The sequence below is a fragment of the Micromonospora sp. NPDC050187 genome (genome assembly GCF_044459745.1).
In the GTDB taxonomy this organism is placed as follows: domain Bacteria; phylum Actinomycetota; class Actinomycetes; order Mycobacteriales; family Micromonosporaceae; genus Micromonospora.
In genome coordinates, this window is record NZ_JBITJH010000018.1 from 58,693 (window position 1) to 79,422 (window position 20,730).

Genomic DNA, 20,730 nt, shown 5'->3' on the forward strand with positions numbered 1-20,730 from the left:
GCACGCGACTTCGACGAGGAAGTGAGGGCAGTATGGGCGAGTTCGTTCGGCTGGAGACCAAGGACGGCATCGGCACCATCCGGCTGGACCGGCCGCCGATGAACGCGCTCAACGTCCAGGTCCAGGAGGAGCTGCGCGAGGCCGCCACGGCCGCCGCCGACGACCCCGAGGTCCGCGCCGTCATCGTGTACGGCGGGGAGAAGGTCTTCGCCGCCGGTGCGGACATCAAGGAGATGGCCGACATGTCCTACGTGGACATGCTCGAACGCTCCGCCCGCCTCTCCAGCGCGCTCACCGCGTTCACCCGGATCCCGAAGCCGGTGGTCGCCGCGATCACCGGGTACGCCCTCGGCGGCGGCTGCGAGCTGGCCCTCGCCTGCGACTGGCGGGTGGTGGCCGAGGACGCCAAGCTCGGCCAGCCGGAGATCAAGCTGGGCATCATCCCCGGTGCCGGCGGCACCCAGCGGCTGGCCCGGCTGGTCGGTCCGGCCCGTGCCAAGGATCTGATCATGTCCGGCCGGATGGTCGACGCCCAGGAGGCGCTGCGGATCGGGCTGGCCGACCGGGTCGTCCCGGCCGCCGACGTCTACCTCGCCGCCGTCGCGCTGGTCCAGCCGTACCTCACCGGCCCGGTGCAGGCGCTGCGGGCGGCGAAGCTCGCCGTCGACGCCGGCCTCGACATGGACCTCAACTCCGGTCTGGCCTGGGAGAGCCAGCTCTTCGCCGGGCTGTTCGCCACCGACGACCGGCGTGAGGGCATGGCGGCGTTCGTGGAGAAGCGCAAGCCGGGGTTCACCGGTCGCTGACACGCCGCGCCGAAGCTTCTTCACGTTCAGGTGACCGACCGGTAACCTCGGACCGGCCACGCGACGAGAGGGGCGGCGATGACGGAGCGGATCGAAGGTCACGGCGGGGAGTTGGCGCTCGCGGCGCTGCGCGCGTACGGCGTACGCGAGATGTTCACCCTCTCCGGCGGGCACGTGTTCCCGCTCTACGACGCCGCGCACAAGTCCGAGTTCCCGGTCTACGACGTGCGGCACGAGCAGTCCGCGGTCTTCGCGGCCGAGGCGGTGGCCAAGCTCCAGCGCCGCCCCGGCCTCGCCGTGCTCACCGCCGGCCCGGGTGTCACCAACGGCATCTCCGGCCTGACCAGCGCCTTTTTCAACGCCTCGCCGGTGCTGGTGCTCGGCGGCCGGGCCCCGGCCTTCCGCTGGGGCTCGGGCAGCCTCCAGGAGATGGACCACCTCCCGCTGGTCCGCCCGGTCACCAAGCACGCCGAGACGATCTTCAGCACCGACGACATCCCCCGGGTGGTCGCCGCCGCGCTGGACACCGCGCTCACCCCGCACCGTGGGCCGGTCTTCCTCGATCTTCCGCTGGAGGTGGTCTTCTCGGTCGGGGAGGCCGACCAGCCGGCCGGCGCGGCACCCGCCCCGCTCGAGGCCGACCCGGACGAGGTGGCCCGCGCCGCCGCGTTGATCGCCGGGGCCCAGCGCCCGGTGATCGTCGCCGGGTCGGACGTCTGGACCGGCGACGCGGTCGACGCGCTGCGGGCGGCGGCCGAGGCGCTCGGCGTGCCGGTCTTCACCAACGGCATGGGGCGCGGCGCGCTCCCACCGGAGCACCCCCTCGCGTTCGCCAAGGCCCGGCGGGCCGCGCTCTCCGGCGCCGACGTGGTCGTGGTGATCGGCACCCCGTTGGACTTCCGGCTCAGCTTCGGCGATTTCGGTGACGCGCAGGTGGTGCACGTCGTCGACGCGCCGAGCCAGCGCGCGAGCCACGTCGAGACGGCCGTCTCGCCCGCCGGTGACCTGCGGCTGATCCTCACCGCGCTGGCCGACCACCCCGGCGACCGGGTGGATCACACCGACTGGATCGCGCAACTGCGCGTCAAGGAGGACGCGGCGAGGGCGCGCGACGCCGAGGAGATGGCCGCCGAGACCGACCCGATCCGCCCGGCCCGGATCTACGGCGAGCTGCGCCGGGTGCTCGCCCGAGACGCGATCACCATCGGCGACGGCGGCGACTTCGTCTCGTACGCCGGCCGCTACCTGGAGCCGGCCCAGCCCGGCACGTGGCTCGACCCCGGCCCGTACGGCTGCCTCGGCACCGGCATGGGGTACGCGATGGGGGCCAGGATCACCCACCCGGACCGGCAGGTCTGCGTGCTGATGGGCGACGGCGCGGCCGGCTTCTCGCTGATGGACGTCGAGTCCCTGGTCCGGCAGAAGCTCCCGGTCGTGATGGTGGTCGGCAACAACGGCATCTGGGGCCTGGAGAAGCACCCGATGCGCGCCATGTACGGCTACGACATCGCCGCCGACCTCCAGCCCGAACTCCGCTACGACCAGGTGGTCGCCGCGATGGGCGGGGCCGGCGAGACGGTCACCAAGGCCACCGACCTGGGCCCGGCCCTGGAGCGGGCCTTCGACGCCGGCGTGCCCTACCTGGTCAACGTGATCACCGACCCGACCGACTCGTACCCCCGCTCGTCCACCCTCGCCTGAGGGGTAATAACCAGGACATTCCCCCGCTGTCGCCGTAGCGTCGGCCCGGGACGACCGGAACTTGTCACACCCGTCGTCCAGAGTGGCCCGATCACGACGCGCGACACGGGGGAGTTTCCGTCATGAACCATGCGATCCGGGCCGAGGGGCTGGTCCGACGCTTCGGCGCCACCACCGCCCTGGCCGGAGTCGATCTCGAGGTGCCGAGCGGGACGGTGTTCGGCCTGCTCGGCCCGAACGGGGCCGGCAAGACCACCACCGTCCGGGTGCTCGCCACCCTGCTCGAGCCCGACGAGGGGCACGCCACCGTCGGCGGGTACGACGTCGTCCGCGACGCCCACCGGGTCCGGCAGCTCATCGGCCTCACCGGCCAGTACGCCTCGGTCGACGAGACCCTGACCGGGGTGGAGAACCTGGTGCTGATCGGCCGGCTGCTCGGGCTGCGCCGCGCGGACGCGCGGGCCCGCGCCCGGGAACTGCTCGGCGACTTCCACCTGACCGACGCGGCCGACCGGCCCGCCAAAACCTACTCCGGGGGCATGCGGCGCCGCCTCGACCTGGCCGCCAGCCTGGTCGGCCGGCCGCAGGTGCTCTTCCTCGACGAGCCGACCACCGGGCTCGACCCGCGCAGCCGCAACGAGCTGTGGGACATCGTCCGCGGCCTGGTCTCCGACGGGGTGACCGTGCTGCTCACCACGCAGTACCTCGAAGAGGCCGACCAGCTGGCCAGCGAGATCGCCGTGGTCGACCACGGTCGGGTGATCGCCCAGGGCACCCCGGAGGAACTGAAGGCGAAGACCGGCGGGCAGACGCTGGCGGTCCGTCCGGCGCGTGCCGCCGACCTGCCGGCCGTGCTGGCGCTGGCCGGTCAGGTCACCGGGCTCGTCCCCGAGGTGGCCCAGAGCACGGTGACCGTGCCGGTGAACGACTCGTCGGTGCTGCCGGCCGTGGTGCGTCGCCTCGACGAGGCCGGGATCGCCGTCGCCGAGCTGGCGGTGCGCGGTTCCACCCTCGACGAGGTCTTCCTTCACCTGACCGGCCACCGGCCCGAGCCGGAGCAGACCGACCGCGCCGAACTGGAAGGCACGCTGGCATGACCGCCGTCACCGCCCCCGCCCCGCTCGCCCCGGCCCGCCGGCTGAGCCCGCTCGCCGGGCTGTCGCACACGTTCACCCTGGCCTGGCGGAGCCTGGTGCAGATCAAGCACAACCCGCTGGAGCTGGCCGACCTGAGCGTCCAGCCGGTGATGTTCGTGCTGCTCTTCACCTACGTCTTCGGCGGGGCGATCTCCGGTTCCCCGGGGGAGTACCTCACCTTCGCGCTGCCCGGCATCATCGTGCAGAACGCCTTCTTCGCCACCATGACCACCGGCTTCGGGCTCAACCACGACCTCACCAAGGGCGTCTTCGACCGGCTCCGGTCGCTGCCGATCGCCCGCTGGGCACCGCTGGCCGGGCGGATCCTGGCCGACACGGTCAAGCAGGCCTGGTCGGTCTCGCTGCTGATCGGCGTCGGCGCGATCCTCGGCTTCCGGCTCCAGAACGGGCTGCTCGGCCTGCTCGGGGCGCTCGCCCTGCTGCTGGCCTTCTCGCTGGCCGCCGCATGGGTGTCGGTGCTGGTCGGGGTGCTGGTCAGCGAACCGGACAAGGTGCAGGTCTTCGGCTTCATGGTGATCTTCCCGTTGACCTTCACCAGCAACGCGTTCGTACCGACCGAGACCATGCCCGGCTGGTTACAGGCATGGGTGGAGGTCAACCCGGTCACCGTGCTCGCCGACGCGTTGCGCGGACTGCTGGTGTCCGGCCCGGTGTTCGCGCCGGTGGTGCAGTCGGTGATCTGGGGCGTCGCCATCGCGGCGGTCTTCGCCCCACTCGCCGTTCGGGCGCTGCGCCGTCGGGTCTGACACCACCCCCCGCACCCGACCGGGGCGGTCAGGCGGTCTGGTCCGGATCGGTGTGCCGGTCCGGGGCGTCCGCGTCCGCCCGGTCGGGGTCGCGGGGGTTCGGCTGGCCACCGGCAGCCGGTCCGGGGTCGCGTTCCCCGCGCAGGTCCCGCTCGCGCCGCCGCAGGTCGTCCTCCCAGCGGCGGAACAACTCCTCGTCCTGCCGTCGCGTCGAGTCCGCGATCGACTTGAGGAAGTCGGGGTCGTCGTCCGGGGCCGCCGGGCCCCGCTGGGGCGCGGGGCGCGGCCCGCCACGGGCGGGCGCGGGGCGGCCGGCGAGGAACCAGGCGATCGGGCCGATCAGTGGCACCAGCAGGAGCACCGGCACCCAGACGGCGCGTGGCATCGCGCGTACCTGGTGCTTCTCGGCGGACAGGCAGTCGATCAGCGCCAGCGCGGCGAGGACCACCTGGGCCGCGACGAGGAGGAGGAAGACCCGGACCATCCACCAATCATGACGCACTCCCCGCAGGTCACCACAGCGTCCGCAGCACGAGCAGGGTGCCGAGCAGGGCGTACCCGGCGGCGACCAGGGCGACCAGGGGTACGGGGAGCCCCCCGGTGGACGGACGGCCGGCCCCGGTGCCCCGCCGCCAGCACAGCGTCAGCGCCGCCCCCCAGATGAGCACGGCGAGCCCGGCCACCAGCGTGCCGACCACGCCACCGTCGGCGGCGAGCCGGACGGCCAGCACGGTGACCACGGTGAGCGCCAGCGCGGTCCGCCGCCAGGCGAGCCGGGTCCGCTCGGATTGCAGCCCCGGGTCGACGGTCATCCGCGACCGACCGCCCGGACCAGCACCGCCACCACCAGCAGGATCGCGCCGAGCCCGACGGCCAGCGCCAGGACGGCCGGGAACCGGGAGGCGGGCAGGTCCTCGCCGAGCCGGATGGCCCGCTCGGTGCGCGCCCAGTGGTCCACCGCCCGGACGGCCACCGTGCCCCCGAGCAGCAGCAGCGCGACCGCGATCACCTCGCGCAGGTGGTCCAGGGGCAACGGGGGCAGGAACTGGGCGGCGGCGAGCCCACCGGCGATCAGGGCCAGCCCGGTCCGCAACCAGGCCAGGAAGGTGCGTTCGTTGGCCAGCGAGAAGCGGTAGTCCGGACGGGTGCCGACCGCCCGCATCTCCTGCGGGTCGAACCACCGCATGATCGCCTGCCACACATCGCCATTATCGGGTCGACCCCGGACGTAGCCTGGACCGATGAGCGATCTTGACGCGACGATCCTGCGGACGGCGTACGACCGGCAGTTGCGACCGGACATCCCGGAGCCGGTGCCGGAGGGGGTGACCGTGGAGCGGGACGGTCCGCTGGTCCGGATCCTCGGCCTGGACCACCGGGGCTTCCTGACGTACCGGGACCTGGGCGGGCTGACCGGCGCGGACCTGGACGCGCTGATCGTCCGGCAGCGGGAGCTGTTCCGCCAGCGGGGTGAGGCGGTCGAGTGGAAGCTGTACGGCCACGACGAGCCGGCGGACCTGGCCGACCGGCTCCGCGCGGCCGGATTCGTCCCGGAGGAGCCGGAGACCGTCGTGGTCGGCCCGGTCGCGCCGCTCGCGGCGGCGGTCCCGGTCCTGCCCGAGGAGGTACGCCTCCGTGAGGTCACCGACCGGGCCGACCTGGAGCGGATCGCGGCGATGGAGGCGGAGGTCTGGGCCGACGACCGGGGGCACCTGGTCGACGGGCTGGCCCGGGAGATCGCCGCCGACCCCCAGTCGATCACCGTGGTGGTGGCCGAGGCGGACGGGACGGTGGTCAGCGCCGGCTGGGTCCGCTACGTGGCGGGCACCGGCTTCGCCACCCTCTGGGGCGGCTCGACGTTGCCGGCGTGGCGGCGGCGCGGCGTCTACCGGGCGCTGGTCGCCCACCGGGCCCGGCTGGCGGCGCAGCGCGACCGCACGCTGCTCCAGGTGGACGCCTCGTCCGAGAGCCGACCGGTCCTCGAGCGGCTCGGCTTCGTGCCGGTCACCACGACGACCCCGTACGTCTACACTCCGTGATCATGGACCAGTCGCTGACGGCCGAGGAGAAACTGACCCTCAAGACGGGTGCGTTCGGTGCCGTCTTCCTGGTGTCGAACGCCGATCCGGGGTTGTTCGCCCTGGTCCGGGAGAGCTTTGCCGCGTCCGGGGTGATCGCCGGCAGCAGCGGGATGGTGCGGGACGCGCTCACCTCCGGCCCGCTGCCGAGGCTGCCGGAGGGGTCGTCCCCGCAGGTGGAGCAGGCCGCGCTGGCGGCCCTGGGGCGGGCGATGACGATCCTGCGGGAGAAGGCTCCGGGCGAGGTGACCGCGTACCGCTCGGTGGTGCTGACCGCCGCGGACCGGGTGGCCCGGGCGCACCGGGGGGTCGACCCGGCCGAGCAGGTGGCGATCGGTCGGATCAGGGCGGTGCTGGACGCGACGGACTGACGCCCGGCCCCGGGCCCGGCGCGAGCGGTGACGCCCGACGCCCTGGCGAAATCCGGGCCCGGCGCGACGGTGGCGGCCGACGGGCCGGTCGGCCCGGTGGCGCGATCAGCCGGCGGGCGGTTCAGGCGCGAGCGGGACGGGCCGGAGCGAGCCGGACGGGTGCCCAGAGTGCCCGGACGGCGAGCCGCACACAACGTTCCCGCAGCCGTCCGCAGGCGCACCGGTGCGCGGCCGGAGGAATCCGGCGACACGCCGACGAGGTCGGCGTGCCCGGAGCAGCCGACGGGACCTGCGATGACACCGCATCACCCTGCCCTGACATATCGTGATACCTCCCGATTCACGACTGTAGTGGGTTGGTCAGGATTCGGTGAGCTGTGTCACGCTGAGTCCCGCCGAAGCGTGATGCTACTGACAGGTAACATTGCCGGCGTGGGTAACTGCACACCAGCCCGCGGTTGACCGGGGTCAACGCCACGCGCGAGGCTGCGCCCGGGACAGGGCGAGCAAAGCCATCACCACAGGAGGGTCGTCGAAACGCGATGAACATCGTCGTACTCGTCAAGCAGGTGCCCGATTCGGGCGCGGACCGCAACCTGCGCAGTGACGACAACACCGTCGACCGCGGTTCGGCGAACAACGTGATCAACGAGATGGACGAGTACGCCATCGAGGAGGCGCTGAAGATCAAGGAGGCGCACGGTGGCGAGGTCACCATCCTGACCATGGGTCCGGACCGGGCGACCGAGTCGATCCGCAAGGCGCTCTCCATGGGGCCGGACAAGGCCGTCCACGTGGTGGACGACGCGCTGCACGGCTCCTGCGCGGTGGCCACCTCGAAGGTCCTCGCCGCCGCGCTGGGCACGCTCGGGGCCGACCTGGTCCTCTGCGGGGCCGAGTCCACCGACGGCCGGGTCCAGGTCATGCCGCACATGCTCGCCGAGCGGCTCGGCGTCGCCGCGCTCACCGGCGCGCGGAAGCTGACCGTCGACGGCGGCACGCTGACCATCGAGCGGCAGACCGAGGAGGGCTACGAGGTGGTCACCGCCCCGACCCCGGCCGTGGTCTCCGTGTGGGACACCATCAACGAGCCGCGCTACCCGTCCTTCAAGGGCATCATGGCGGCCAAGAAGAAGCCCGTGCAGACCCTCTCCCTGGCCGACCTGGGCGTCGCGCCGAGCGAGGTCGGCTTCGACGGCGCGACCAGCACCGTGCTGGAGCACAGCAAGCGCCCGCCGCGTTCCGGCGGCGAGAAGGTCACCGACGAGGGCTCCGGCGGCGCGCAGCTGGTCGAGTTCCTCGCCACCGAGAAGTTCGTGTGAGGGGTCAGGAGATGTCTGAGGTTCTCGTCGTCGTCGAAGCCACCCGGGAATTCGGCGTCAAGAAGGTCACCCTCGAGATGCTCACCCTCGCCCGCGAGCTGGGCACCCCCGCCGCGGTGGTGCTCGGTGGCCCCGGCGCGGCCGAGGCGCTCGCCGGCAAGCTGGGCGAGTACGGCGCGGAGAAGATCTACGCCGCCGAGAGCGAGGAGATCGACGGCTACCTGGTGGCGCCGAAGGCCACCGTCCTGGCCGAGCTGGTCACGCGGGTCCAGCCCGCGGCCGTGCTGCTCGCCTCGGCCCAGGAGGGCAAGGAGATCGCCGCCCGCCTCGCGGTCAAGCTGGACAACGGCATCCTGACCGACGTGGTCGGCCTCGCCGCCGACGGCACTGCCACCCAGGTCGCCTTCGCCGGCTCCACCATCGTGAAGTCCAAGGTCACCAAGGGCCTGCCGCTGGTCACCGTCCGGCCCAACTCGGTCAACCCGGCCCCGGCCCCGGCCACCCCGGCGGTCGAGCAGCTCACCGTCACGGTGGGCGACACCGACAAGCTGGCGAAGGTGGTCGACCGGGTCGCCGAGCAGAAGGGCTCCCGCCCCGAGCTGACCGAGGCGTCGGTCGTCGTCTCCGGCGGTCGCGGGGTCGGCAACGCCGACAACTTCAAGCTGGTCGAGGAACTGGCCGACCTGCTCGGCGGCGCGGTCGGCGCGTCCCGGGCGGCCGTCGACTCGGGTTACTACCCGCACCAGTTCCAGGTCGGACAGACCGGCAAGACCGTCTCCCCGCAGCTCTACGTGGCACTCGGCATCTCCGGTGCGATCCAGCACCGGGCCGGCATGCAGACCTCGAAGACCATCGTCGCGGTCAACAAGGACGCCGAGGCGCCGATCTTCGAACTGGCCGACTTCGGCGTGGTGGGCGACCTGTTCAAGATCGTCCCGCAGGCCGCCGAGGAGATCCGCAAGCGCAGGTGAGCTGATCCGGTACGCCACGAGGGCCGCGGAACCGACCCGGTTCCACGGCCCTCGTCGTCGTACGGGAGCTGATCGGCGGGCCGGGGAGCTGAGCCGGCCCGCCGATCAGCTCGTCAGGGTGCCCCGCGACGGGTTGTCGCCGACGTGGGCGGTGTGTCGTTCGTGAAGCTCGGCGGAGGCGTCGCCCACGCGGTGGCGGCCGGGGCGACGTCCGGAGGCAACGGTAGCAGTGCGTCGGGGTCGTCGCCGAGGACGCCGACCGCACCGGCCCACCCCGTCCTCCCTCCGCGCCAGGGCGGGGGTGGGACGGCGGATAGGCTGAACCGCGATGACATACCTGGATCACGCCGCGACGACCCCGATGCTCGACGAGGCACTGGAGGCGTACGTCGCGACCGCTCGCGAGGTCGGCAACGCGTCGTCACTGCACGCGGCGGGGCGGCGTGCCCGTCGCCGGGTGGAGGAGTCCCGGGAGCGGGTGGCCGCCGCCCTGGGCGCCCGTCCGTCCGAAGTGATCTTCACCGGTGGGGGCACCGAGAGCGACAACCTCGCGGTCAAGGGGATCTTCTGGTCCCGGCGGGGGGCCGGCCGGGACCGGGTCGTCTCCAGCGCGGTCGAGCACCACGCCGTGCTCGACGCGGTGGACTGGCTCCGCGCGCACGAGGGTGCCGGCGTGGGCTGGCTGACGGTGGACGAGTCCGGCCGGCTCAGCCCGGACGGTCTCCGCGCCGAACTGACCGCGCACGGCGACCGGGTGGCCCTGGTGACGGCGATGTGGGCCAACAACGAGGTCGGCACCGTCCAGCCCGTCGCCGAGCTGGCCGCCGTCGCCGCCGAGCACGGGGTGCCGTTCCACACCGACGCGGTCCAGGCGGTCGGGCAGGTGCCCGTCGACTTCGCCGCCAGCGGCGTCGCCGCGTTGACCGTCACCGGTCACAAGCTCGGCGGACCGACCGGAGTGGGCGCCCTGCTGCTCGCCCGGGACGTCGCCGCCATCCCGCTGCTGCACGGCGGCGGCCAGGAGCGCGACGTCCGTTCCGGCACCCTCGACACCGCCGGGATCGCCGCCTTCGCCGTCGCGGTCGAGAGCGCGGTCAAGAACCAGCAGGCGTACGCCGCGCGGGTCGCCGCGCTCCGCGACGACCTGGTGGAGCGGGTCCGGCGGGCGGTGCCCGAGGTGGTCCACAACGGCGACCCGGCCGACCGGCTCCCGGGCAACGCGCACTTCTCGTTCCCCGGCTGCGAGGGGGACGCGCTGCTGCTGCTCCTGGACGCCCAGGGGATCGCCTGCTCGACCGGTTCGGCCTGCTCGGCCGGGGTGGCCCAGCCCTCGCACGTGCTGCTGGCGATGGGCGCCGACAACGACCGGGCCCGCTCCTCCCTGCGCTTCTCGCTCGGGCACACCTCCACCGAAGCCGACGTGGACGCCCTGATCGCCGCGCTCCCCGCCGCCGTGGAACGGGCCCGCCGCGCCGGCGCGATCCGCTCCGCCCGCTCCTGACCCGCGTCGCCGCCGCCTCCGGCCCGCCGGGAGCGGGGGCCGCCGTCGACAGGGGCTACCCTCGACGGGGTGAAGGGGGTACGTCGGTGAGGGTCTTGGCAGCGATGTCCGGCGGGGTCGACTCGGCGGTCGCCGCCGCGCGGGCGGTGGAGGCGGGACACGACGTCACCGGTGTGCACCTGGCGCTGGCCCGTAACCCGCAGACCTACCGGACCGGGGCACGCGGCTGCTGCACCCTGGAGGACTCCCGGGACGCCCGTCGTGCCGCCGACGTGCTCGGCATCCCGTTCTACGTCTGGGACATGGCCGACCGGTTCCACGAGGATGTGGTCGACGACTTCGTCGCCGAGTACGCGGCGGGGCGTACCCCGAACCCGTGCCTGCGCTGCAACGAGAAGATCAAGTTCGCCGCGGTGCTGGACCGGGCCGTGGCCCTCGGGTTCGACGCCGTGGTCACCGGCCACCACGCCCGGCTCGGCCCGGACGGCCTGCTGCGCCGCAGCGTCGACGCGGCCAAGGACCAGTCGTACGTGCTGGCCGTGCTCACCCGCGAGCAGCTCGACCGGTCCATGTTCCCGCTCGGCGACTCGACCAAGGCACAGGTGCGGGCGGAGGCGGCCCGGCGCGGACTGGCCGTGGCCGACAAGCCCGACTCGCACGACATCTGCTTCATCGCCGATGGCGACACCCGGGGGTTCCTGGCCGAGCGGCTGGGTGAAACCCCCGGCGACGTGGTCGACGCGCTGACCGGCGCGGTGGTCGGCAGCCACACCGGCGCGTACGCGTACACGGTGGGGCAGCGGCGGGGTCTGCACCTGGACCGCCCCGCCCCGGACGGCCGCCCCCGGTACGTGCTCTCCATCACCCCGACGACCAACACGGTCACCGTCGGCCCGGCCGAGGCCCTGGAGGTCACCGAGGTCAGCGCCGAGCGTCCGGTCTGGACCGGCGGGCCCCGTCCCGACCACCCGGTCGAGTGCGAGGTGCAGCTGCGCGCCCACGGCGATGTGGCACCGGCCACGGTCACCGTCGACGCCCACGGGCTGCGTGCCGCGCTGCGCCGCCCGGTCCGCGGCGTCGCCGCCGGCCAGGCCATCGTCGCGTACCGACCCGACCCGGCCGGCGACGTGGTGCTCGGCTCCGCGACCATCACCGTCTGAGGTGCGGCCCGGATTTACCGGCTGAGGTGGTAGCAGGGGTCCCCTGTTACCGCTTCTTGTCGAGGAAGGGCCCCCTGCAACCACCCAGCGTCGGGTCGGCATCGCCGTCGGGTCGGCATCGAGGCCGTCGGGCCGGCACCGCTGTCCGGAGGACATCGTCATCGGCGGCGGGGTCATCGGGGCGAGGCCGCCCGCTGGCGGGGCGGTCGGGGTGACGGCCGGTTACCCTGTCGACCGTGACTGATCAGGTCTGGCCCTGGCCGCGTGGCGCGGCGACCGGCATCGGCTCCCTCCCCGGCACCGACGTCGCCGAGGCGCAGCGCGTCGTCCTCGGCGAGCTGCCGGATCTGCCCCACCTGCCCGAACTGCCGGCCCGTGGCCCCGGTGCGGACCTGGTCGGGCGCGGTGCCGGACTGCTGGTCGAACTGCCGGTCGAGCTGTACGCGGCGCGTTGGCGGATCGCTCCGCGTCCGGGACGGGACCTGCGCCGCGCCCGCGACCTGCTGGAACGCGACCTCGACCAGCTCGCCGAGCAGGCCGAGGAGTACACCGGCCCCATCAAGGTGCAGGCGACCGGCCCGCTCACCCTGGCCGCCGCGCTGGAACTGCCGATCGGCGGTCGGATGCTGCGCGACCCGGGCGCGGTGCGGGACCTCACCGGCTCGCTCGCCGAGGGGCTGCGCGGCCACGTCGAGGCGGTGGCCCGCCGGGTGCCCCGGGCCTCGGTGCTGCTCCAACTCGACGAGCCTTCGCTTCCGGCCGTACTGGCGGGGCGGATTCCCACCGAGAGCGGGCTCGGCGCGTACCGGGCGATGGAGTCGGAGGTCGCGCGGACCGCTCTGCGTACGGTCGTCGAGGCGGCCGGGGTGCCCACCATCGTGCACTGCTGCGCCCCGGACGTACCGCTGGATCTGGTCCGCAGCGCCGGCGCGGTCGCCGTCGCGCTGGACCTCACCCAGGTCACCGACCTCGATCCGGTCGGCGAGGCGATCGACGCCGGGATGGGTCTGCTGGCCGGGGCCGCCCCGGCGCTGCCGCCGCCGGCCGGTCGCGCACCGACCTCCGCCCAGGTCGCCGACCGGGTACGCCAGCTCTGGGACCGGCTCGGCTTCCCCCGTGCCCGGCTGCCCGAGCAGGTGGTGGTCACCCCCGCCTGCGGCCTGGCCGGGGCCACCCCCCGGTACGTGCGCGAGGTGCTCGCCGCCTGCCGCGACGCCGGCCGGCGGCTCGCCGAGGAGTAGGTGCCCGACCGGCGGTCCGCCGAGGGACAGGCATCCGGTGGGTGGTCGATCGAGGAGCAGGTATCAACTCGGCGGTCCGTGGGCGGAACATCCGGTCGCGGGTCCGAGAGTGTCGGCGGCGGTGTCGAAGAGGATCGCCGGGAGTCGGTTTTCCCGTCGTACCGCATGGGCACGATGACGCCATGATTGGACAGCTACGTACCGTGGTCGTGGACTGCCCCGACCCCCGTGCCCTGGCCGGTTTCTACGCCGAACTGCTCGGCCTGTCGATCGCCGAGGAGGACTCCGACGACGACTGGGTGGTGCTCGGCGGCCCGCGCGGGCAGCATCCCCGGATCGCCTTCCAGTCGGCTCCCGACCTGCGCCCGCCGGCCTGGCCCGACCCGGAACGCCCGCAGCAGTTCCACCTGGACGTGCAGGTGGACGACGTGGACGCGGCCGAGCAGCGGGTGCTCGCACTCGGAGCGCGCCGGCTGCCCGGCGAGGGGGACGACTTCCGCGTCTACGCCGATCCGGCCGGCCACCCGTTCTGCCTGGTGTTCGAGTGATCCGTGGTAGCAGGGGTCCCCTGTTACCGCTTTCTGCGTAGCAAGGGTCCCCTGCAACCACCGCAACCGCCCAACCACCAACCGCCCAACCATCAACCGCCCAACCGCCCGCCCGACCGGGCGGGCGGCGGTGCCTGGGCGGGCGGGGCCCCGGGCCGGGGGTGTGTGCGGTTGCGGTGGGCGGGCAGGATGAGGGCCATGATCCAGTCTTCGGTGCGGCGCGCCTCCGGTTCGTTCTTCGGTCTCGCGTACGGCGACGCCCTGGGCGCACCGACCGAGTTCCTGACCGTCGACGAGATCGTCCGCCGGTACGGTCCGGGCGGTCCCCGCACGCTGACCGGTGACCCGGCGCTGGTCACCGACGACACCCAGATGGCCCTGGCGGTCGCCTGGGCGCTGCGGGAGGCCCCGGCGTTGACCCCGGAGGCGGTCGAGCCACTGCTGCGGCAGCGCTTCGTCGCCTGGTCGGTCAGCCCGGAGAACAACCGTGCCCCCGGCATGACCTGCCTGCGTGCCTGTGCCGAACTGGCTCGGGGGGTGCGCTGGCAGGAGGCGACCCAGGCCGGCTCGAAGGGGTGCGGGGCGAACATGCGGGTCACTCCGGTCGGCCTGCTCGACGTCGACCTGGACACTCTCGCCGGGCTGGCCCAGCTCCAGGCCGGCCTGACCCACGGGCATCCGACCGGGCTGGCCGCCAGCGAGTTGACCGCGTACGCGGTCCGGGCGCTGCGGGACGGGGCGACCCTGCCCGAACTGCCCGGCGTACTCGTCGGGCACGCCCGGCGGCAACGCCGGGTCTACCGCCACGAGTGGTTGGGTGACCTCTGGCAACGGCCCGGCGTCGCCGACCCGGTCGACTTCATCGCCCGGGGCTGGGACGAGTGCCTGGACGTGCTCGCGCGGCTGACCGCGGCGCTGGCCCGCCCCGACGACGGTGGCGACCCGTGTCGGGACACCGGGGAGGGCTGGGTGGCCGAGGAGGCGCTGGCGACCGCCCTGCTCTGCGCCGTCCGGCACGCCGACGACCCGATCGGCGCGCTGGCCCGGGGCGCGACCACCGCCGGCGACTCGGACTCGATCGCCGCGCTGGCCGGCGCGTTCGTCGGTGCCGCGCACGGCATGGCCGCCTGGCCCGCCGACTGGGCCAACCGCATCGAGTACGCCGACGACCTCCACACCCTCTCCACCCCCCTCGACTGACCGGACTCCGTCCAGGGCTGCGCCGGATCGGCGTGGGGCACCGTCAGGGGAGGGACGAGAAGGGTCAGGAGCGGGGGTGGAGACGACGCCAGAGGGCGGGGTCGCAGGCGCCGGCGCGGTTGCGGAAGGCGTCCGCGTCCACCCGGATCGTCGTACCGAGGTCGACGAAGCTGTCGTGGTCGGCGTCGGCGTCCCAGTCGCGGGTCGGGATGCGGACGTGGTCGTCGCGGTCGCTCTTGTCCTGGCTGGTGATCTTGAACACGTCCGCGCCGCGTCGGTCGGCCCGCAACACCAGGCAGGGGCGAACCTTCGATCCGGTGCCGTCGGCGTACGGCACGTCCGCCCACCAGATCTCGCCGGGTCGGGGGGTGCCCGCGGTGGAGCGCCGGTCGCGGGGACGCGGCGGCCGGGTCGGCCGGTCGGTGCGGCGCGGCGGTCGGGTCCGTCCCGCCGGGCGCGACGGCGGCGCGGGTCGGTGCCGCCAACTGCTCCACGCCCAGCCGGCGACGACCGCCAGCAGGATGGCCAGCGCCCAGGGCAGCCACTCCGGCATGCGCGTCCCGCCTCTCCCCGCCCGGCCCCGCACCGGGCGACCAGCCGATTGTCCCACCCGCCCGATACGGTGCCTCAGGTAGCGTGATCAGCGAGGTCGCGGGGTGTCCGTGACCTCAGGGCGTGGAGGGTCGCACGTGTCCGAGGAAGCCATCCCCCAGCAGGTCAGCCCGGCGCAGGAAGCGGCCGCCGGTGCGGAGCCGCCGGCCGGGGTCAGGGACCGGCACGCCACCCTCAGCCAGGAGCTGACCGACCACCAGTACCGCTACTACGTGCTGGACGCCCCGACCATCAGCGACGCCGAGTTCGACACCCTGCTGCGCGAGCTGGAGGCGCTGGAGGAGGAGTACCCGGCGCTGCGCACCCCGGACTCGCCCACCCAGCGGGTCGGTGGCACCTTCTCCACCGACTTCGCCCCGGTGACCCACGCCGAGCGGATGCTCTCGCTGGACAACGCCTTCGCCGACGAGGAGCTCGCCGCCTGGGCCGAACGGGTGGTCCGCGACGCCGGGGGCGAGGTGCCGTACCTCTGCGAGCTGAAGGTCGACGGGCTGGCGATCAACCTCACCTACGAGCGGGGCCGGCTGGTCCGGGCTGCCACCCGGGGCGACGGCCGCACCGGTGAGGACGTCACCGCCAACGTCCGCAGTATCCGGGGCGTGCCGGCCGAGCTGACCAGCTCCGCCGAGTTCGGCCCGGCCCCGGAACTGCTGGAGGTGCGCGGCGAGGTCTACTTCCCGGTCGCCGCCTTCGCCGACCTCAACGCCGGTCTGGTCGAGCAGGGCAAGCCGCCCTTCGCCAATCCCCGCAACGCCGCCGCTGGCAGCCTGCGGCAGAAGGACCCGCGGATCACCGCGTCCCGGCCGCTGCGGCTGGTGGTGCACGGCATCGGCGCCCGGCGCGGGTTCCAGCCCACCGCCCAGTCCGAGGCGTACGCGGCGCTGAGGGCGTGGGGGCTGCCGACCAGCGACCGCTGGCGGGTGGTGCCCGACCTGGCCGGTGTCGCCGACTACATCGCCCACTACGCCGCCCACCGGCACGACGTCGAGCACGAGATCGACGGTGTGGTGGTGAAGGTCGACCCGGTCTCAATCCAGGGCCGGCTCGGCTCGACCAGCCGGGCCCCGCGCTGGGCGATCGCCTTCAAGTACCCGCCCGAGGAGGTCAACACCAGGCTCCTCGACATCCGGGTCGACGTCGGACGCACCGGCCGGGTCACCCCGTTCGCGGTGCTCGAACCGATCCGGGTGGCCGGCTCCACGGTGGCGCTGGCGACCCTGCACAACGCCCGCGAGGTGGAACGCAAGGGGGTGCTGATCGGCGACACGGTGGTGCTGCGCAAGGCCGGGGACGTGATCCCCGAGGTGCTCGGCCCGGTGGTCGAGCTGCGCCCGCCGGACGCCCGCCCCTTCGTCATGCCTACCCACTGCCCGGCCTGCGACTCCCCGCTCGCTCCCGCGAAGGAGGGCGACGTCGACATCCGCTGCCCGAACTCGCGGACCTGTCCCGGGCAGCTGCGGGAACGGCTGAGCTATCTCGCCGGACGGCGGGCGCTGGACATCGAGGTGCTGGGCGAGAAGGCCGCGGCGGCGTTGCTCGAATCGGACGTCCTCGTCGACGAGGGTGACCTGTTCGCCCTGGACCCGGAGAAACTGGCCCGGGTGCCGTTCTTCGTCAACAAGGACGGCAGCCTGGGCAGCAACGCGGCCCGTTTCCTGACCAGCCTGGACGAGGCTCGGCGGCGACCGCTCTGGCGGCTGCTGGTGGCGCTGTCGATCCGGCACGTCGGCCCGACCGCCGCGCAGGCCCTGGCCCGCCACTTCGGCTCGGTCGAGAAGATCCGGGCGGCCACAGAGGAAGAGCTCTCCTCGGTGGAGGGGGTCGGGCCGACCATCGCGGCGAGCCTGACCGAGTGGTTCACCGTCGACTGGCACCGCGCGGTGGTCGACAAGTGGGCCGCGGACGGGGTCCAGATGGCGGAGGAGACCGTGGACGAGGGGCCGCGCCCGCTGGAGGGGGTCAGCGTGGTGGTCACCGGCACCCTCGCCGGGTTCTCCCGGGACCAGGCCGCCGAGGCGATCCAGTCCCGGGGCGGCAAGGTCAGTGGATCGGTCTCCAAGAAGACCGGCTTCGTGGTGGTGGGGGAGAACCCCGGCTCCAAGGCGGAGAAGGCCACCGCCCTCAAGGTGCCGGTCCTCGACGAGGAGGGCTTCCGGGTGCTGCTCGAATCCGGTCCGGACGCCGCGCGGGAGGTCGCCCGCCGCGAGGAGTGAGTCGGGCCGGGAACAGGGCGGCGCGGCTTGCGGCAACTGGCCGCGTATACCAACTTAATTACGACTACGACCGATTCGTGGCTGTCCTACCGTGAAACCTCCCGGCGGGAGCGTTTGATGGGGAGCACGGCGTGGCACCAGGTCACGCCGTGCGATCCGGACCGGACACCTCGGGAGGTGCGATGGAGGCCGCCGACCTGCGGAACGCCGTGCCGCCTGCCCGGGTGGGGCCGTTCTTCGGATTCGTCGGCGCGACCGTCGTCCTGGCCGTCGGGCTCACCGCCGGTCCGCTGGTCTCGCTCCCCGGTGACCTCGCCACCCTGCCCGGCGCCTTCTGGATCATGGCGGCGCTCGCCGTCGTCTGTGACGCCCGGCCCTTCGTGCCGCCCGGCCAGCGGCACACCTCGGCGGTCTTCCCGTCGATCTGCTTCACCTTCGCGATCCTGGTCGCCTGGGGGCCCGGTGCGGCGGTGGCGGTGCAGACCGCCGCAGTGGTCGTCTCCGGCTGGCGACTCCGGCACGTCGCCTGGCGGACCGCCTTCAACGCCGCCCAGTACGCCTGCGCGCTGGCCGCCGCGCACGAGGTGAACCAGCTCGGCCCCGGCGCGGCGTTCGCCGACGACCGCCTGCACTGGACCGACGCGGTGGCCCTGGCCGGGGCAGCGGTGGCCTGGTTCGTGGTCAGCTACGGCCTGGTCAGCACGGCGGTACGGCTGCGCTTCGGCGACCCGTGGTGGCCCACCGTCCGACGTGGGCTCGGCTTCGAGCTGCTCGCCACCGGTTCGTTGCTGCTGCTCGCCCCGGTGCTGGTGGCCGCGGCGCGGGCCAGCGCGGCGCTGATCCCGCTGGTGCTGGTGCCGCTCTTCGCCGTCTACCGGATGGCCCGCCTCTCCGCCGACCAGGAGCACCTCGCCGCGCTCGATCCGCTGACCGGGCTGCCCAACCGCAAGGCGCTGCTCACCGAGGTGGCCGAGCAGATCCGCCGGCACGCCGAACGGGGCGCCCAGGGGATGCCCGACGGGCACCTCGCGCTGCTCCTGATCGACCTGGACCGGTTCAAGAACGTCAACGACGCCCTCGGCCACGCCGTCGGCGACCGGCTGCTGGTGGCGGTGAGCGACCGGCTCACCTCGGCCCTCGGCTCCCGGGACATGGTGGCCCGGCTCGGCGGGGACGAGTTCGCCGTCGTGTCGGCCGGGCTGACCGGGGTGGACGACGCCCGCCGGGTCGCCGACCGCGTGGTCCGCGCCCTCGCCGAGCCGGTCCCGCTGGACGGGCTGCCGCTGGACGTCGGGGGGTCGATCGGCATCGCGCTCTACCCCGAGCACGGTGAGGACTTCGCCACCCTGATGCGCCACGCCGACGTGGCGATGTACGACGCCAAGCACCGCAACGACACCGTCGCCGTCTACGCCGCCGAGTCGGACCACAACTCGGCGGAGCGTCTCGGTCTCCTGGCTGACCTACGCCGGGTGCTGGAGTCCGGGACGACCGATCGGGCGGCGTCCCGCCCAATCGGAGCCGCAACCGGGACCGAAGCCGGGACCACGGCCGGAGCCGCAGCCGGGGCCGCCCGGGGCGGCGACGGGGCCGCCCTGCCCGCCGGGGACGACGACACCCCCGTACACCAGGGTTCGCGCCGGTGGGGTGGGCGGCGCGACCGGCCCACCGCGCATCCCGACGAGCTGATCAACCAGATCATCACCGGGGCCGATCCGGTTCGCCGCCGTGCCGGGCGGACGGACGACACCCCGGCCATCCGCCCACCCGAGCCGACCCCGGCGCGCCAGTGGACGCTGCCGGCCGGGCCGGTCGGGTCCGGGCCGGCCGACGACACCGCCCAGCGGGTCGAGGTGGGCGAGCCCTGCGGGATCACGATGTATTACCAGCCCCAGGTGCAGATCGCCACCGGCGAGGTGGTCGGGGTGGAGGCGCTGCTGCGCTGGCGGCACCCGCGTCGGGGCATGGTCGACCCGGAGGAACTGATCCGGGTCGCCGAGCAGAGCGCGGTGATGCGGCTGCTGACCCGCCGGGTGGTCGACGACGTGGTGGGGCAGCTGGCCCGCTGGTCGGCGGCGGGCAGCACCCTGCGGGCCGCGCTCAACGTCAGCGTCCGGGACCTGCACACCGGGGAGATCGCCGACCAGATCGGCGACCTGCTCACCCGCCACGCGATCCGCCCGGACCGGCTGCAACTGGAGATCACCGAAGGCGCGTTGATGGCCGACCCCCGACGGGTGCTCGACACGATCTCCCGGTTGCACCGGATCGGGGTGGCCATCGCGCTGGACGACTTCGGCACCGGGTACTCCTCCCTCCAGCACCTGCGGCGGTTGCCGCTGTCCGAGGTGAAGGTGGACCGCTCGTTCGTCCTCGGCATGGCCGACGACCCCGACGACGCCGCGATCGTCCGTTCGATGATCGAACTGGCCGGGGCGCTCGGCCTGCGGGTGGTCGCCGAGGGGGTGGAGGACGAGCGGACCTGGCGGTTGCTCCACGCGGCCGGCTGTGACCTGGCGCAGGGCTGGTTCTTCGCCCGCCCGATGCCGGCCGACGAGCTGACCGCGTGGCTGGCCCGGTACCGCCCGGTCCGGCCGGCCGGTGTCACCGGCAGCCGCTCCCGGCCGAGCGGCTGACCGCCCGCCGCCGTCGGTGCCGTCGACCGGCACGTGGGGGGAGTCGGGGGCACGGCTGACGTGCCAGCCAATAGACTCGCTCGGGTCACCACGCGGGCAGTCGACCCCGCGGTCGGCGTACCGCCCGAATCAACAGCACCAGCACGAAGGGGGCACCGATGGCCGCCATCTCCCGCGAGGAGGTCGCGCATTTGGCGCGCCTGTCGCGGCTCGCCGTCACGGAGGAGGAGCTGGACACCTTCGCCGGCCAGCTCGACGTGATCCTCCAGGCCGTCGCCCAGGTCGGCGAGGTCGCTGCCGCGGACATCCCGCCGACCTCCCACTCGGTGCCGCTGACGAACGTCCTGCGGGAGGACGTCGTCCGGCCCGGCCTGACCCCGGACGAGGCGCTGTCGGGCGCACCCGACGCCGAGGAGCAGCGGTTCCGCGTCCCGCGGATCCTGGACGAGGATGTGGCCTCATGAGCG

The 20,730-nt window shown here is 73.8% G+C and carries 19 protein-coding genes and 1 pseudogene; 16 read left to right on the forward strand and 4 right to left on the reverse strand.

Going from position 1 to position 20,730, the window contains the following annotated elements:
* Positions 1-32: 32 nt before the first annotated feature.
* The 4 genes from ACIBJE_RS24315 (at position 33) to ACIBJE_RS24330 (ending at position 4,410) form a co-directional block, all read left to right on the forward strand.
* A complete protein-coding gene (locus ACIBJE_RS24315; RefSeq protein ID WP_396751989.1) occupies positions 33-806 on the forward strand; it encodes an enoyl-CoA hydratase/isomerase family protein in 774 nt (257 codons plus the stop codon).
* Positions 807-884: 78 nt separating this feature from the next.
* Entirely contained in the window at positions 885-2,507 is a 1,623-nt protein-coding gene (locus ACIBJE_RS24320) for an acetolactate synthase (RefSeq protein WP_396751991.1), read from the forward strand.
* A gap of 122 nt (positions 2,508-2,629) precedes the next feature.
* On the forward strand, positions 2,630-3,604 hold the full coding sequence (locus ACIBJE_RS24325; protein ID WP_396751993.1) for an ATP-binding cassette domain-containing protein: 975 nt from the start codon (positions 2,630-2,632) through the stop codon (positions 3,602-3,604).
* Positions 3,601-4,410: an ABC transporter permease gene (locus ACIBJE_RS24330; RefSeq protein ID WP_396751995.1), complete on the forward strand. Its 810-nt coding sequence runs from the start codon at positions 3,601-3,603 to the stop codon at positions 4,408-4,410. Before ACIBJE_RS24325 ends, ACIBJE_RS24330 begins: the two co-directional genes overlap by 4 nt.
* A 139-nt stretch (positions 4,411-4,549) precedes the next feature.
* Here the strand turns inward: ACIBJE_RS24330 and ACIBJE_RS24335 are convergent.
* From ACIBJE_RS24335 to ACIBJE_RS24345, 3 genes and pseudogenes are all read right to left on the reverse strand, one after another.
* Positions 4,550-4,894, reverse strand: a pseudogene (locus ACIBJE_RS24335) (PLD nuclease N-terminal domain-containing protein); the annotation flags it as partial.
* A gap of 28 nt (positions 4,895-4,922) precedes the next feature.
* Positions 4,923-5,222 (reverse strand): DUF202 domain-containing protein, encoded by a 300-nt coding sequence (locus ACIBJE_RS24340; RefSeq protein WP_396751998.1) that lies wholly within the window; start codon positions 5,220-5,222, stop codon positions 4,923-4,925.
* Positions 5,219-5,596 carry a YidH family protein gene (locus ACIBJE_RS24345; RefSeq protein WP_396752121.1) on the reverse strand — a complete coding sequence of 126 codons (378 nt, stop codon included), beginning with the start codon at positions 5,594-5,596 and terminating at the stop codon, positions 5,219-5,221. Before ACIBJE_RS24345 ends, ACIBJE_RS24340 begins: the two co-directional genes overlap by 4 nt.
* A gap of 55 nt (positions 5,597-5,651) precedes the next feature.
* Here ACIBJE_RS24345 and ACIBJE_RS24350 point away from each other — a divergent pair, with 55 nt between their 5' ends.
* The 9 genes from ACIBJE_RS24350 to ACIBJE_RS24390 all read left to right on the forward strand — a co-directional run bounded on the left by ACIBJE_RS24350 (position 5,652) and on the right by ACIBJE_RS24390 (position 14,802).
* Positions 5,652-6,449, forward strand: coding sequence for a GNAT family N-acetyltransferase (locus tag ACIBJE_RS24350; RefSeq protein ID WP_396752000.1), 798 nt, complete (start codon positions 5,652-5,654; stop codon positions 6,447-6,449).
* Complete coding sequence (locus tag ACIBJE_RS24355) at positions 6,446-6,859, forward strand: hypothetical protein (RefSeq protein ID WP_396752002.1); 414 nt, start codon at positions 6,446-6,448, stop codon at positions 6,857-6,859. The genes ACIBJE_RS24350 and ACIBJE_RS24355 overlap by 4 nt, the downstream gene beginning before the upstream one ends.
* Positions 6,860-7,401: 542 nt before the next feature.
* The gene (locus tag ACIBJE_RS24360; RefSeq protein ID WP_396752004.1) at positions 7,402-8,181 is read left to right on the forward strand and encodes an electron transfer flavoprotein subunit beta/FixA family protein; all 780 of its coding nucleotides are present in this window, start codon (positions 7,402-7,404) and stop codon (positions 8,179-8,181) included.
* 11 nt (positions 8,182-8,192) lie between these two features.
* Positions 8,193-9,152, forward strand: coding sequence for an electron transfer flavoprotein subunit alpha/FixB family protein (locus tag ACIBJE_RS24365; protein ID WP_396752006.1), 960 nt, complete (start codon positions 8,193-8,195; stop codon positions 9,150-9,152).
* A 328-nt stretch (positions 9,153-9,480) separates the two neighbouring features.
* Entirely contained in the window at positions 9,481-10,653 is a 1,173-nt protein-coding gene (locus tag ACIBJE_RS24370) for a cysteine desulfurase family protein (protein ID WP_396752008.1), read from the forward strand.
* An 86-nt stretch (positions 10,654-10,739) separates the two neighbouring features.
* A complete protein-coding gene (gene mnmA / locus ACIBJE_RS24375; protein WP_396752011.1) occupies positions 10,740-11,813 on the forward strand; it encodes a tRNA 2-thiouridine(34) synthase MnmA in 1,074 nt (357 codons plus the stop codon).
* A 236-nt stretch (positions 11,814-12,049) separates the two neighbouring features.
* Entirely contained in the window at positions 12,050-13,054 is a 1,005-nt protein-coding gene (locus tag ACIBJE_RS24380; protein WP_396752013.1) for a methionine synthase, read from the forward strand.
* 182 nt (positions 13,055-13,236) lie between these two features.
* Positions 13,237-13,602: a VOC family protein gene (locus ACIBJE_RS24385; protein ID WP_396752015.1), complete on the forward strand. Its 366-nt coding sequence runs from the start codon at positions 13,237-13,239 to the stop codon at positions 13,600-13,602.
* A gap of 198 nt (positions 13,603-13,800) precedes the next feature.
* Positions 13,801-14,802 carry an ADP-ribosylglycohydrolase family protein gene (locus tag ACIBJE_RS24390; protein ID WP_396752017.1) on the forward strand — a complete coding sequence of 334 codons (1,002 nt, stop codon included), beginning with the start codon at positions 13,801-13,803 and terminating at the stop codon, positions 14,800-14,802.
* A gap of 64 nt (positions 14,803-14,866) precedes the next feature.
* On the opposite strand, the gene ACIBJE_RS24395 is transcribed toward ACIBJE_RS24390, so the two are convergent.
* Positions 14,867-15,355, reverse strand: a complete 489-nt coding sequence (locus ACIBJE_RS24395) for a type II toxin-antitoxin system PemK/MazF family toxin (protein ID WP_396752018.1) — start codon at positions 15,353-15,355, stop codon at positions 14,867-14,869.
* A gap of 136 nt (positions 15,356-15,491) precedes the next feature.
* Between ACIBJE_RS24395 and ligA the strand changes: the two genes are divergently transcribed.
* The 3 genes from ligA to gatC all read left to right on the forward strand — a co-directional run bounded on the left by ligA (position 15,492) and on the right by gatC (position 20,727).
* A complete protein-coding gene (gene ligA / locus ACIBJE_RS24400; protein ID WP_396752020.1) occupies positions 15,492-17,627 on the forward strand; it encodes an NAD-dependent DNA ligase LigA in 2,136 nt (711 codons plus the stop codon).
* A 182-nt stretch (positions 17,628-17,809) separates the two neighbouring features.
* Positions 17,810-20,263 (forward strand): putative bifunctional diguanylate cyclase/phosphodiesterase, encoded by a 2,454-nt coding sequence (locus ACIBJE_RS24405; protein WP_396752022.1) that lies wholly within the window; start codon positions 17,810-17,812, stop codon positions 20,261-20,263.
* A gap of 158 nt (positions 20,264-20,421) precedes the next feature.
* The gene (gene gatC / locus ACIBJE_RS24410) at positions 20,422-20,727 is read left to right on the forward strand and encodes an Asp-tRNA(Asn)/Glu-tRNA(Gln) amidotransferase subunit GatC (RefSeq protein WP_088980289.1); all 306 of its coding nucleotides are present in this window, start codon (positions 20,422-20,424) and stop codon (positions 20,725-20,727) included.
* Positions 20,728-20,730 lie beyond the last annotated feature (3 nt).

Coding starts and splice junctions, on each gene's coding strand:
- gatC (WP_088980289.1), top strand. CDS start 20,422: ATGGCCGCCATCTCCCGCGAGGAGGTCGCGCATTTGGCGCGCCTGTCG.
- ACIBJE_RS24345 (WP_396752121.1), bottom strand. CDS start 5,596: ATGCGGTGGTTCGACCCGCAGGAGATGCGGGCGGTCGGCACCCGTCCG.
- ACIBJE_RS24405 (WP_396752022.1), top strand. CDS start 17,810: ATGGAGGCCGCCGACCTGCGGAACGCCGTGCCGCCTGCCCGGGTGGGG.
- ACIBJE_RS24360 (WP_396752004.1), top strand. CDS start 7,402: ATGAACATCGTCGTACTCGTCAAGCAGGTGCCCGATTCGGGCGCGGAC.
- ACIBJE_RS24370 (WP_396752008.1), top strand. CDS start 9,481: ATGACATACCTGGATCACGCCGCGACGACCCCGATGCTCGACGAGGCA.
- ACIBJE_RS24325 (WP_396751993.1), top strand. CDS start 2,630: ATGAACCATGCGATCCGGGCCGAGGGGCTGGTCCGACGCTTCGGCGCC.
- ACIBJE_RS24340 (WP_396751998.1), bottom strand. CDS start 5,222: ATGACCGTCGACCCGGGGCTGCAATCCGAGCGGACCCGGCTCGCCTGG.
- ACIBJE_RS24395 (WP_396752018.1), bottom strand. CDS start 15,355: ATGCCGGAGTGGCTGCCCTGGGCGCTGGCCATCCTGCTGGCGGTCGTC.
- ACIBJE_RS24390 (WP_396752017.1), top strand. CDS start 13,801: ATGATCCAGTCTTCGGTGCGGCGCGCCTCCGGTTCGTTCTTCGGTCTC.
- ACIBJE_RS24350 (WP_396752000.1), top strand. CDS start 5,652: ATGAGCGATCTTGACGCGACGATCCTGCGGACGGCGTACGACCGGCAG.
- ACIBJE_RS24330 (WP_396751995.1), top strand. CDS start 3,601: ATGACCGCCGTCACCGCCCCCGCCCCGCTCGCCCCGGCCCGCCGGCTG.
- ACIBJE_RS24385 (WP_396752015.1), top strand. CDS start 13,237: ATGATTGGACAGCTACGTACCGTGGTCGTGGACTGCCCCGACCCCCGT.
- ACIBJE_RS24365 (WP_396752006.1), top strand. CDS start 8,193: ATGTCTGAGGTTCTCGTCGTCGTCGAAGCCACCCGGGAATTCGGCGTC.
- ACIBJE_RS24320 (WP_396751991.1), top strand. CDS start 885: ATGACGGAGCGGATCGAAGGTCACGGCGGGGAGTTGGCGCTCGCGGCG.
- ACIBJE_RS24315 (WP_396751989.1), top strand. CDS start 33: ATGGGCGAGTTCGTTCGGCTGGAGACCAAGGACGGCATCGGCACCATC.